Raw genomic sequence first — 12,558 nt, forward strand, 5'->3', positions numbered from 1 at the left:
TCCCCCTTATCGCGCGGCGGCAAGCCGGCCCTGGAACCCGCCATCCGGCACGGTTCCACCCAGGGCGCGGGCGATGGTGGTGACATTGTGGTCGATCATGCCGACATAGGTGCCTTCATAGCTGCCGGCCGGCCCCATCGCGTCGGAATAGAGTGCGCCACCGACCGCCACCTTGTGCCCGCGCGCCGCAGCGCCCTGGACCAGTGCCCGCACATTGCGGTCGGAGACCGACGTTTCCACGAAGACCGCCGCGATGCGACGTTCCACCAGCATCGACACCATGGCCTCGATGCGCTGCAGCCCCGCCTCCGACTCGGTGCTGATGCCCTGGATGCCCACAACCTCCAGCCCATAGGCGCGGCCCAGATAGGCGAAGGCGTCATGCGCCGTGACCAGGACGCGGCCCCGTCCGGGCACGCTGCCCAGCACGCGCGCGGCATAGGCGTGCAAACGGTCGTAATCGCCCGCCGCCTGTTCGGCCCGTGCCGCGAACCCGCCGGCCAGGGCGGGGTAAAGGGTGGACAGGCGGTCCCGGACGCCCAGAAGGGCCAGCCGCCACAGCGTCGGGTCCATCCAGACATGCGGGTCGGGATGCCCGTCGGCCCCATCCGGGTGGATCAGCCGGTCGGCGGGAAGGGCGCCGGCCGCCTCATGCACGGGATGGCCGGCATCGGCCAGCCGGGCCAGCATCTCGCCCATGCGGCCTTCCAGCAGCAGGCCGCTATGGAACACGGCGTCGGCCTTCATCAGCGCCACCGTGTCGGCCCGCGTCAGCTTGTAGCTGTGCGGGTCGATGCCTTCCCCCATCAGGCTGGAAATACGGGCCGCGTCTCCCGCAACGGCGCGCAGCAGTTCGGCCACCTGTCCCGTCGTGGCCAGCAGCGCCGGCCCCGGCGGGACCTGGGCCGCAGCCCGGCCGCCGGGCGCGGCCAGCAGCGACCCGGCGGCGGCCAGGGCCAGCATATGGCGGCGGGGGAGGCGGACATCGGGCGGCACGGGCGGCGGCTTTCTGGTACGGGACCTTGCTGGTGGCTCATCTCCTGCATATAAACCGGCCAAAGCCGGCTGCAAGGCGATGATCGGGTTAGTTCTATCGCAACATCATCGCCGGGGCACGGTGGGAATCACGGTCGGGTGGCTCATCAGGGCCAGGAAGGGCAGATCGGACGGGCGGTTGCCATAGCCGTGCGTCTCGTCGAACGGCCCCAGTTCGGCCAGCAGGGCCGATACCCGCCGGGCCTTTTCCGCCCGCACGCAATTGCCGCCCTGCATGCGCCCCGTCAGCACGCCGTCCGCCACCTCCATCTCGGTTGCCAGAAGCCGGTCGACGGGCAACCCATCCAGCAGGGTTGGTATGTAGAGTGACAGCGCGCCCGTGGCCACCACCACCATGTCTCCCGCATCGGCATGACGCTTCAGGGCTGTCAGTGTCGGCTGGTGCCAGCGCGGCCAGCGGCGCATCTGGTCGGCTGCCGCGTGGGCCTGTTCCAGCGGCACGCCCGTCAGGGCGCGGGCCAGCATGCCGGCCTTGATGCGGGTGCGCAGATCATCGTCGGGATTGCTGCCGGCCCGCATCAGCCCTGCACGGATGGCCCGGGCGAAAACCAGGCCGGAGCGCATGCGCCCCGCCACCCGCCCCAGGAAGGGCAGCAGGCTGTCGCCCCCCACCAGGGTGCCGTCGAAATCAAAAATGGCGATGCGTCGCGTCATGATGCGCGCATAAAACAGGCGGCATGCTTTTCCGGCAACCGTTTTCCCGCTATGTGCAGGGCCAGACCGGTTATGGAGGGGCGCCATGGCGCGCGAGAAGATCATTATCGACACCGATCCCGGCCAGGACGATGCCGTGGCCATGCTGCTGGCCTTCGCTTCGCCGGGGGAGATCGAGGTGCTGGGCGTGACGGCGGTGGCCGGCAATGCGCCGCTGCACCTGACGGAACTGAACGCCCGCAAGATCTGCGAACTGGCCGGCCGGCCAGACGCCAAGGTGTTCGCGGGCTGTGACCGGCCGCTGTTCCTGGACCTGCATACCGCGCCGGAAGTGCATGGCGACACAGGTCTGGACGGGCCGGACCTGCCGGAACCCACCATGCCGTTGCAGGAACGGCACGCGGTGGATTTCATCATCGATACCTTGCGCACCGAACCGGCCGGCAGTGTGACCCTGTGCCCGCTGGGACCGCTGACCAACATCGCCACGGCCCTGACCCGCGCGCCCGACATTGCGGCGCGCATCCGGCGCATCGTCCTGATGGGCGGCGCGCAATGGGAAGGGGGAAATTCCAGCCCCGTGGCGGAATTCAACATCTTCGTCGATCCGCATGCGGCGCAGATCGTGCTGACATCCGGCGTGGAAATCGTGATGTTCCCGCTGGACGTCACGCACCAGGTCCTGACCGCACAGCACCAGATGGACCGGGTGCGCGCCATCCCCGGCCCGGTGGGGCGCGTGACATACGAGATGCTGGATTTCTACCGCCGGTATGACGAGGCCAAATACGGCACCGATGGCGGCCCGCTGCACGATCCCTGCGTCATCGCCTGGCTGCTGCGGCCCGACCTGTTCGTGGGCCGTCAGGTGAATGTGGAGGTGGAGACGGCGAGCACGCTGACCATCGGCCAGACCGTGGTCGATCGCTGGGGCACCACGGGCCGGCCGAAGAACGTCCTCTACATGCTGAAGGCGGATGCGGAGGGTTTCTTCGACCTGCTGGTGGAGCGGCTGGCCCGGCTTTGACAGGCCCCGCGCCCGGATCAGGGGGTGACCTGATCCGGCAGCGTGCAGTCGCGCAGCTTCACGCCCTTCAGCCTTTCCGGCGGGATCTGCGCCCCGCTGAAATCGACCCATTCGACGGCCGCGTCATGCAGGCGGACGGGCAGGGCCCCGCCACCGCGAAGCTGGAGGTCGGTCATGTTGGCCGCCTCCAGGACCGTGTGGCGCAGGGTCGCCCCCTCGAACCCCGCGCCGCGCAGGTCGGTGCCCGACAGGTCGGCATAGGCCAGGTTGGCCCCGCCGAAATCGCTGGCCGCCAGCTTGGCATGGCCCAGTTGCGCGCCCGTCAGGTCGGCCCCACGGAAGGAGATGGTGGAAAGCTCCCGCCCGCGCAGGTCGACGCCTTTCATTTTGCGGCCCGCGAAATCGGCACGGGTGCCGGCCTTGCCGCCGCTTTCCACCCATTCCTCGTGCGCGGCCACGATCCGGTCGATCTCCGCCAGGTTGTTGAGATGTTCGGTGAAGGCGGGCAGCCCCTGGAACAGGCGGCGGGTCGTGTCATTCACCGTGAAGGTGGCATCCTTGATGTCGGCATGCAGGAAATTGGCGCCCTGCATCCTGGCCCCCAGCAGCACGACGCCCTGCAGGTCGCTCTCGCTGAAATCGGCGCCGGACAGGTTGGCATTGCGCATGTTGACGCCGCGCAGCCGCACCTTGCGGACCACGGCGTCCTCCAGTGACGCCTCCTCCAGATTGCAGAAGGACAGGTCGGTCACGAACTCGCGACTGACCACTTCCGTCCCGCCGGCCCCCTTGCGGTGAAGGGTCATGTTGCCGACGCGCAGGTCGCTGCCGTCCAGCCGCGCCTGGGCAAGGTCGGTCTTGTAGAAACGTGCGCCGCGCAGGTTGGCCCGGGTGAAGTCGCAATGTTTCAGGTTGGCGCCGATGAACAGGCTGTTGGCCAGGTCGGTTTCCCGGAACTTGCCGCCCTCCAGATCGGTCTGCGACAGGTTGCACGCCAGCAAGGTGGCTTGCGACAGGTCAAATCCCCTAAGGCGTGTACCCTCCAGGTTGGCAAGGCGAAGTTCCAGCCGTCGGCCACCCTTGTTCTTCAAGAAAAGGGAATGCATGGCGAGGTGCGTCGTCAGGTCGGTCCGCGCCGACCCGGTATCGATGGGGCGCTGTGTCATCAATCATTCGATCGTATGCGTGAATTCGCGCCGGCAAGGCCATGAACGATGGCGTTTCACCAACGGCGAATCGGATGATGACCGTATTGATTGCAGAAATAAATGATTAATAAGTTAATTCTGGTGCAGCTTTTGCTTCATGTCTCTTCAGGCATGCGGCATTCGCGCAGGACGGCGCCCTTCAACTGTTCGGGCGTGATGGCGCATTCGGCGAAATTGGTCCATTCCACGGATGCGCCGGCGAAGCGCACGGCCAGCCGGCCGCCGCCGCGCAGTTCCAGGTCGCCGAAATCGGCACCGTCGACGATGGTATGCAGCATGCGGGCGTTTTCCAGCCCGGCCCCGCGCAGGTCGGCATTGGACAGTTCGGCATAGGCCAGCGTGGCGCTGTTGAAATCGGCCGCGGCCAGACGGGCGTGGGCCAGCTTGGCCCCGGTCAGGTCGGCGCCGCGGAAGGACACGGCCGACAATTCACGTCCGCGCAGATCCACGCCACGCAGGGCCAGACCCGCGAAATCGGCCCGCGCGCCCGACCGGCCGGCGGAATTGACCCATTCCTCATGCGCGGTGACGATACGATCCGTCTCCTTCAGGTTGGCCAGATGTTCCTCGAAGGCGGGATTGCCGGCGAACAGGCGCCGCGTCTCGTCATTCACCGTGAACACGGCGTTCTTGATATTGGCGCCTGTGAATTTGGCCCGGTCCATATGGGCGCCCAGCAGGACGACGCCCTGCATGTCTGCCCCGGACAGATCGGCGCCCGACAGGTCGGCATTGCGCATATTGACGCCGCGCAGCCGCACATTGTGCAGCACGGCATCCTGCAGCGTCGCCTCCTCCATGTTGCAGAAGGACAGGTCGGTGGTGAATTCCCGCTGCTTTGCCACCCCGCCGCTGTTCAGCGTGATGGAGCCGACGCGCATGTCCGACCCGGTCATCTTGGCCTGCTGCAGGTCGGACTTGTAGAAGCGGGTGCCGCGCAGGTCGGCGCGCGTAAAGTCGCAATGTTTCAGGTTGGCGCCGATGAACAGGCTGTTGGACAGGTTCGACGCCTGGAAACTGCATCCTTCCAGGTCTGTATAGGAAAGATTGCAGGCCAGCAGCAGGCATTGCGACAGGTCGAAATTATGCAGCTTCAGACCCGACAGGTTCTGCAGACGCATCTCCAGCCGCTTGCCGGCATGACCGCGGGCGAAAAGCGTGTGCTGGGCCAGCATGACCTGCATGTCATGGGATGGCAGCGTGTGGGCACTTTGCGGCTTATTCATCGGGCGATCGGTGTCTTTCGGGCCTTGGAACGCAAGTATGCCATACATGGGCCTGCGGGTAAGCCGCCAACATATGCTTTCAGTCCTTCACCAACGGTATAGGCCGGTGACCTATCACCGCACCGGACTGTTCAACCCCAGATGGATGTATCGGCCGGGTAGAGTGTGGCACCGTCATAGCGCAGGCCCGGTTCCCGATCCCGGTCCAGCAGCAGGGGACCGTCAAGGTCGACATAGTCGGCGCCCTGTGCCAGCAGCAGGGCTGGGGCCATCGACAGGGAGGTGGCCACCATGCAGCCGACCATGACCCCCAGCCCCAGCGCCTGGGCCCGCGCCTTGACGGCCAGCGCCTCCGTCAGGCCGCCGGCCTTGTCCAGTTTCACATTCACCACGGTATAGCGGCCGGCCAGCGCCTCCAGCCCTGCCAGCCCGTGGACACTTTCATCGGCGCCGATGGGGACGGGGCTCCGGAACCCTTCCAGCGCGCTATCGGCGCCGGCCGGCAGCGGCTGTTCGATCATCTCCACCCCCAGCCGGGCGAAGGCGGCGGGCAGGCTGGACAGGTCCTGCGGGGTCCAGCCCTCGTTGGCATCGACGATCAGCCGGCTTTCGGGGGATGCCTGCCGCACCGCGGCCACCCGCTCCAGGTCGCCGCCATCGCCGGCAAGCTTCAGCTTCAACAGCGGGCGTGCCGCGGTGCGGGCCGCTGTCGCCATGGCGGCGGGCGCGTCGATGGACAGGGTGAAGGCCGTGACCAGGGGTTCCGGTGCGGCCAGCCCCGCCAGTTCCCAGACCGGCCGGCCCGTGCGCCTGGCCTCCAGATCCCACAGGGCGCAATCCAGGGCATTGCGTGCAGCACCCGGCGGCAGAGCGGACAACAGGCGGCGGCGGTCCATCCCGCCGGCCGCGAACGGGGCCGTTAGCCCCTGCATCGCCGCGGCCACCCCCTCCACGCTTTCCCCGTATCGGGCATAGGGCACGCATTCCCCCCGTCCGATACGCCCGTCCGCGTCGCGCAGCTCTGCCACCAGCACGACGGCTTCCGTCTTGGCGCCGCGTGCGATCCGGAAGGTGCCGCGGATGGGGAAACGCTCCTGCCGGACCGTCAGGGCCAGGGCGGGAGGGCGGGAGGAGGACATCGGCATCTCCGAACAGGACTGCAAGTATTTGATTTTATAGCGGGAAGCCGGGGTGATCGGAAGGGGTTGCGCCCTGATCGCCCGACACACCATTGCGGTCGCGCCACGAAACCCCATGTGGTAGACCGTTGGCACCCGAAGCCACCTGTTGTCACGGGACCTGGACGCACAATGAATTTCAAGGACGCCTGGCGCGAATCACTGGCGATCTATCTGCTGTTGCTGTCGGACCCGCGGCGCGTTCTGCGCTTCGCGGGGGCGCCCGCCCTGGTGCTGGCGGTGCTGGGCGTGGCGCAGATGACCCGGTCCGGGGAAGGCGGGGGCAGCCTGCTGCTGTTCCTGTCCGTGCTGGGCATGATCTGGGGCCTGGGCGTGTGGACGGTCCGCTGGTCCCGTTTCCTGCTGTTCGGGGAAGACAATGTGCAGTTCTGGGACATGCCATTTGAACGGCGCATGTGGCGCACGGGCGGGCTGCTCTTGTCCATGCTGCTGCTGTCGGGGCTGGTGTCGATCCTGCCGGCATCGGTCTTCATGACCCTGCTGGCCGGTGTCACGGGCCACGGGCTGGGCAGCGGCGAGGCGCCGCCCGATCCTGCGACCCTGGCGACCATCCTGCCCGGCTGGTTCCAACTGGTGACCTATCTGGTGATCATTTTCCTGACGCTGTTGCCCGTGGCGCGGCTGGGGCCGGCCATGGGCTCCGTCGTGCAGGATGGACGGTTCGTGATGGGGGCCAGTTGGAAGGCGACGGGGCATCTGTTCGGCCTGCCGCCGCTGCTGGCGCTTGTGCTGGTCAACCTGCCCATCCAGGCGCCGGCGGCCCTGCTGCTGATATGGGGCATCAAGGATGGCAGCCTGCTGGTGGTCTTCCTGGCCAATATCCTGCTGTCGATCACCCATCCGCTGGTCACGGCGACGACGGCCCTGCTCTGGGCCCGAATCTATGGCGTCGCCATCGGTCCCTATCAGCCCCGTATCATCGTCCGGGATGAGGAATGACCAGCATCCGGCAGGGCTCAGGCCGGTCGATGCGCTGAACCGCGCCGTCCGGCCAGCGGATTTCGATGCGCTCCACCACCTCCAGGCGGCCCAGGCCGAAATGGGCCACGGGTTCCATCTGGCACAGATAGCCTGATCCGGCGCAGATGGCCCGCATCTGCATGCGCCCGCCCGCCCATAGCCGGATGACGGCCCCGCGGGCCGGGGCGCCGGCCGGGGTCAGCGGCCTGACGCGCAGCCAATGGTTGGCACGCGGTTCGGCGATGAACAGCGACAGCGGCTGGGGCGCCTGTTCCCCATGGGCGACCAGCAGTTCCAACTGCCCGTCGCCGTCCAGATCGGCCACCGCCGCCCCCGTGCCCAGCCCGTGGGGAAGGGTGGCGTCGCCGGCGTCGATGGACACCCAGCGTTCGTCGCGCCAGCCGAACAGCCGGTTCGGCTCCCCCAGATTGTTGATGAAGATTTCCTCATACCCGTCATTGTCGAAATCGGCGACGATGACGGTGCGGGCGCGGGATGGCTGGGCCAGGGCCGGGGGGGCGATGTCGGTGAAGCCGCCGCCGGCCCGGTGCTGGAACAGCCGGTGCGGCCCTTCCCAATTGCCCAGCATGATGTCGAACAGCATCTCCCCCTGCATCAGGGCGGCGCCGCGCGCCGGCCGGGCCGGATCATCCAGGCCAAGGGCGGCGGCCATTTCCTCGAACGTGCCGTCGCCGCGGTTGCGGAACAGCAGGTTGGGCCCGGCATCATTGCCCATGAAGATGTCGGGCCGGTCGCCCAGGATGGGGGCTGCCAGCAGGGAGCGCCCGCCCGCGATGGCGTCCAGCCCCACTTCCTCCGCCACATCCACGATGCGACCGCGTGCGCCCATTTCGTAGAGTCGCATGGGGCCGCCATGGTTGGCGACGGCGATGCTGTACCGGCCGCTGCCCGCCCGGTCGATGACCGCGACGCTGCGGCCTGCGAAACGGTTGGCGGCGGCCATGTTCTCCGACAGTGCGAACAGATCGACCCACCGGCTGCCGAAACAGGCCAGCAGCCTGTCCATCACCTGTTTGGGTCCGGAAAACCCGTCGCCGTTCAGGATGTAGAGTTCCTCGCGCCCGTCCCCGTCCACATCGCCGCAGGCAAGCCCGATGGCCCGGCGCCCGTCATCGGCGATCAGCGGGTCGGCGATATCGACCATCCGCTGCCCGTCCCATTTCAGGACGCGGTTGGGGCCGCCATACCCCGCCACGATGATCTCGTCCTGACCGTCGCCGTCGATATCGGCCACGGCCACGCCGTAATGCAGGGCGGGCTGGTTGCCGGCGATCAGGTTGGAGCATTCGATGAACATCCGCCCCCCACGCAAATATCATCGTCCCGGCACCGGAACGGATCATCCTCAATATCCCGGACCGGCAGGGCGGGCAAGGGGGGCAGCCCCGCACCCGCCCTGGTCATTGGGGGTATCGACGGGGGGTATCTGTCATGCCCCCCGGTCAGGAATCCTCCCCCGCCTGTTGAAAGGCCGCGATGATACGGCCCATCAGGGTATGCAGGTTGTCGCGATCGGCGATGGTGGTGGGGCGCGGGCTGTTGTCCGACGTCATCACCACGCTCAGCCCCAGCCGCGGCACGATATACAGCATCTGCCCGCCATAGCCCCAGGCATAGGCCATGTCCTCCCCGCCCATGCGGCGCAGAAACCAGCCATAGCCGTACCCGTCGCCTGTATAGGCCGAGCGGGTCCGCGGCTGCCAGGAGCGTATGATCCAGTCCCGCGACAGGACGCGCCGCCCGTCCGCCGTCCGCCCGCCGGTGCGATAAATCTCGCCGAAGGCCAGCAGGGAACGCGGGCTCATCGCCATCTCGTTGCCGCCCATATAGATGCCCTGCGGGTCGCGCTGCCAGCCGCCGATGGCGAAACCGTCGACATCGGCGAACCAGCGTCGCGCATTCTCCCGCGTGGACCGGCCCGTGACACGGGTCAGGATGGCCGACAGCAGGTGGCTGGAGCCTGTGGAATACAGCATGCGTCCGCCCGGATCGTCGGCGAAGGGCTGGTCCAGCGCGGCGCGCACCCAGTTGCGGCTACCCACCCAGCGTCCGTAATTGGGGCCCGATGTCGGACCCAGCCCGGCCTGCATGGACAGAAGATGACCGATGGTCACCTGTTCGATACGGGGATCGGCCTTATCGGGTATCTGGTCGCGCAGGATGCCGGCGATCGGCTGGTCGACGCCTGCCAGCGCGCCCCGGTCGATGGCCATGCCGACCAGGGCCGTGATGACGGTCTTGGATGCGGACTTGATATTGGTGGGCGCGGCGGGGGAATGGCCATTATAGCCGCGTTCGGCCAGAACTGCGCCGTTGCGCGCCACGATGACCGTCTCCAGCGGCTCCAGCCGGCCCGCCGCCTCCAGGATGCCGGCCAGGGCCGGCGCGCGGCCGCTGGCGCGGGCCGGCCGGGCCGTGGCGACCATCCCCATCCCCAGGCCCAGACCCAGGATGCAGGCCGCCCCGTCTTGCAGCAGATGGCGTCTGTGGATGATGGCGGGATCGTCCGGCATGTCACGCTCCGTCACGGGGTATCGGGAGGATGATCGGGCAAGGCGACAGGGAGCGGGGCCCGGCCCCGCAGATGCCGCGTGACATCCTGCCTTCGGAGCCAAAACCCCGGCGGCGTCTTTGTTGCCGCGCGCCCGCAATCGGTTCATCATCGGCAGAAATCAAGCGATTATGTGGCGATGGGGCGGCTACTCATCCCGCCGGCCTTCGTCAAGCGCCCCGTCTTGCATGGCCCGGCTGCATAGGCCGGACCCCTTGGAAGGCCTGACGTCAAGCCTATTCATGATGGACAGGCGGGAAATTTCTGCCTTGTGAGTGGCACGGGATTTGGTACGATCCCGACCTCACCCAACAACATGTAGTGTTCTGTGGGCAGTTATCCACAGCCGGGCACTGGGGAAAGCGGGGATAAGTCATGCGCGACGGCGAAGTGAACGAGTGGGGGCCGCAGGGCGCCGATGTCTTCGGGCAGATCCAGATGCGCAAGCATCCGGCGGTCACGGTGGATCACACGCGCAACGAATTGCTGACACCGTTCGGCAAGGCGACCCTGGACGACCGCTACCTGATGCCCGGTGAGACCTATCAGGACCTGTTTGCCCGCGTCGCCAGCTATTATGCCGACGATCAGGCGCACGCCCAGCGCCTGTACGACTATATCTCCCGCCTGTGGTTCATGCCCGCCACGCCCGTCCTGTCCAATGGCGGCACGGCCCGCGGCCTGCCCATCTCCTGCTTCCTGAACGAGGCCAGCGACAGCCTGGAAGGCATTGTCGGCCTGTGGAACGAGAATGTCTGGCTGGCTGCCAAGGGTGGCGGCATCGGGTCCTACTGGGGCAACCTGCGCTCCATCGGCGAGCAGGTGAAGGACAGCGGCAAGACCAGCGGCGTCATTCCCTTCATCCGCGTCATGGACTCACTGACGCTGGCCATCTCCCAGGGCAGCCTGCGCCGTGGCTCTGCCGCCTGCTACCTGCCCGTCTCGCACCCCGAGATCGAGGAATTCATCGAGATGCGCCGCCCCACCGGCGGCGACCCGAACCGCAAGGCGCTGAACCTGCATCATGGCATCGCGATTCCCGACGCCTTCATGCGCGCCGTGGAAGCCGATGAGGAATGGGCGCTGACCAGCCCGAAGGATGGCAAGGTCCTGCGCCGCGTGAAGGCGCGCGACCTGTGGATCCGCATCCTGACCGCCCGCATGGAGACGGGCGAACCCTATATGCTGTTCATCGACCATGTGAACCGGGCCATCCCGGAACATCACAAGCTGGCCGGCCTGACGGTGAAGATGTCGAACCTGTGCAGCGAGATCACGCTGCCCACCGGCATGGACCCTTGGGGCAGGCAGCGTACCGCCGTCTGCTGCCTGTCATCGCTGAACCTGGAAAACTTCCTGGAATGGCAGGACCATCCGACCTTCATCGAAGACACGATGCGGTTCCTGGACAATGTCATGACGGACTTCATCCAGAAGGCCCCCAACGACATGGAGCGCGCCAAATATTCGGCCATGCGCGAGCGGTCGGTGGGGCTGGGCGTCATGGGCTTCCACAGCTTCCTGCAAAGCCAGATGATCCCGATCGAAGGTGTGATGGCCAAGGTCTGGAACAAGCGCATGTTCGCCCTGATCAAGCGCCAGGCTGACGCCGCGTCGGTCAAGCTGGCGCAGGAGCGCGGGCCCTGCCCCGACGCCGCCGAATACGGGATCATGGAACGCTTTTCCAACAAGATCGCCATCGCGCCGACGGCCAGCATCTCCATCATCACCGGCGGCGCCTCGCCGGGGATCGAGCCGATGGCCGCCAACGCCTATACGCACAAGACCTTGTCGGGCAGCCATTCGGTGCGCAACCCGTACCTGGTCAAGCTGCTGGAGGAGAAGGGCCGCAACGACGAGGATACCTGGTCGGAGATCACGCTGAACAGCGGGTCGGTGCAGCACCTGGACTTCCTGACCCAGGATGAGAAGGACGTGTTCAAGACGGCGTTCGAACTGGACCAGCGCTGGCTGATCGAGCATGCCGCCGACCGCACACCGTTTGTCTGCCAGAGCCAGTCGCTCAACGTCTTCCTGCCGGCCGACGTGCATAAGCGTGACCTGCACCAGATCCACATGATGGCCTGGAAGAAGGGTGTGAAGAGCCTGTACTATCTGCGCTCCATGTCGGTGCAGCGCGCAGAGAGCAACGCCACCAAGGAGATCGGCAAGGCGAAGCCTGTCACCCAGGTGACGGAGACCAACAAGTACGAGGAATGCCTGGCCTGCCAGTAAGGGCAGGTTCGGGAAGATCGGGGGCCGTGGCGAAAGCCGTGGCCCCCTTTTTATTGTCAAGGAGTGGGCGGGTTGCCGGTGCCGGGGAGAGCCGGGCGTTCGGTTTTTCGGCACGCAACGATTTTTCGGATTCGCGGCATCTGCGGCAAGGATCGGCCTGATTTTTCCGCATTCGGTGCTCTTGACGCACACCAAAGGCATTCTAGTTCGTTAAATTCGTCTTTATTTTCAAGAAAACAGCAGAATATAGCAGCGGTCCATGTTCCAAGTTCCTGGATTTTGGCCGTTAGTACGCCAAGAGCGAACATGAAGCGCAGGCCCCGCTTTGAGAGATGTCTGCCGGAAAATCCCCATATAAGGATGCAGAAAACGACTTTTCGTTTCCTTTTGGAAATTTTCTCTGTCTATTCCGGATAATGGT

The 12,558-nt window shown here is 66.3% G+C and carries 10 protein-coding genes; 3 read left to right on the plus strand and 7 right to left on the minus strand.

The features are described from left to right. Positions 1 to 6: 6 nt before the first annotated feature. Positions 7 to 996 carry a metal ABC transporter solute-binding protein, Zn/Mn family gene (locus ABC728_RS18470; RefSeq protein ID WP_416618301.1) on the minus strand — a complete coding sequence of 330 codons (990 nt, stop codon included), beginning with the start codon at positions 994 to 996 and terminating at the stop codon, positions 7 to 9. A gap of 105 nt (positions 997 to 1,101) precedes the next feature. Continuing rightward, positions 1,102 to 1,710 (minus strand): HAD-IB family hydrolase, encoded by a 609-nt coding sequence (locus tag ABC728_RS18475; RefSeq protein ID WP_416618302.1) that lies wholly within the window; start codon positions 1,708 to 1,710, stop codon positions 1,102 to 1,104. Between the two features lie 85 nt (positions 1,711 to 1,795). Here ABC728_RS18475 and ABC728_RS18480 point away from each other — a divergent pair, with 85 nt between their 5' ends. Then, complete coding sequence (locus tag ABC728_RS18480) at positions 1,796 to 2,737, plus strand: nucleoside hydrolase (protein ID WP_416618303.1); 942 nt, start codon at positions 1,796 to 1,798, stop codon at positions 2,735 to 2,737. A gap of 17 nt (positions 2,738 to 2,754) precedes the next feature. Here ABC728_RS18480 and ABC728_RS18485 read toward each other — a convergent pair whose 3' ends face one another. The 3 genes from ABC728_RS18485 to dgcA form a co-directional block, all read right to left on the minus strand. After that, positions 2,755 to 3,903 carry a pentapeptide repeat-containing protein gene (locus ABC728_RS18485; RefSeq protein ID WP_416618304.1) on the minus strand — a complete coding sequence of 383 codons (1,149 nt, stop codon included), beginning with the start codon at positions 3,901 to 3,903 and terminating at the stop codon, positions 2,755 to 2,757. A gap of 137 nt (positions 3,904 to 4,040) precedes the next feature. Beyond that, a complete protein-coding gene (locus ABC728_RS18490) occupies positions 4,041 to 5,171 on the minus strand; it encodes a pentapeptide repeat-containing protein (RefSeq protein ID WP_416618305.1) in 1,131 nt (376 codons plus the stop codon). 131 nt (positions 5,172 to 5,302) lie between these two features. Beyond that, positions 5,303 to 6,310 carry an N-acetyl-D-Glu racemase DgcA gene (dgcA, locus tag ABC728_RS18495; RefSeq protein WP_416618306.1) on the minus strand — a complete coding sequence of 336 codons (1,008 nt, stop codon included), beginning with the start codon at positions 6,308 to 6,310 and terminating at the stop codon, positions 5,303 to 5,305. Between the two features lie 171 nt (positions 6,311 to 6,481). Between dgcA and ABC728_RS18500 the strand changes: the two genes are divergently transcribed. Further along, positions 6,482 to 7,309, plus strand: a complete 828-nt coding sequence (locus ABC728_RS18500; protein ID WP_416618307.1) for a hypothetical protein — start codon at positions 6,482 to 6,484, stop codon at positions 7,307 to 7,309. Here ABC728_RS18500 and ABC728_RS18505 read toward each other — a convergent pair. Then, entirely contained in the window at positions 7,287 to 8,648 is a 1,362-nt protein-coding gene (locus tag ABC728_RS18505) for a CRTAC1 family protein (RefSeq protein ID WP_416618308.1), read from the minus strand. The genes ABC728_RS18500 and ABC728_RS18505 overlap by 23 nt on opposite strands. A gap of 145 nt (positions 8,649 to 8,793) precedes the next feature. Further along, the gene (locus ABC728_RS18510) at positions 8,794 to 9,864 is read right to left on the minus strand and encodes a serine hydrolase domain-containing protein (protein ID WP_416618309.1); all 1,071 of its coding nucleotides are present in this window, start codon (positions 9,862 to 9,864) and stop codon (positions 8,794 to 8,796) included. 413 nt (positions 9,865 to 10,277) lie between these two features. Between ABC728_RS18510 and ABC728_RS18515 the strand changes: the two genes are divergently transcribed. Beyond that, the gene (locus ABC728_RS18515; RefSeq protein WP_416618310.1) at positions 10,278 to 12,137 is read left to right on the plus strand and encodes a ribonucleoside-diphosphate reductase subunit alpha; all 1,860 of its coding nucleotides are present in this window, start codon (positions 10,278 to 10,280) and stop codon (positions 12,135 to 12,137) included. Positions 12,138 to 12,558: the final 421 nt, after the last annotated feature.

It is taken from the genome of Niveispirillum fermenti, assembly GCF_052474395.1.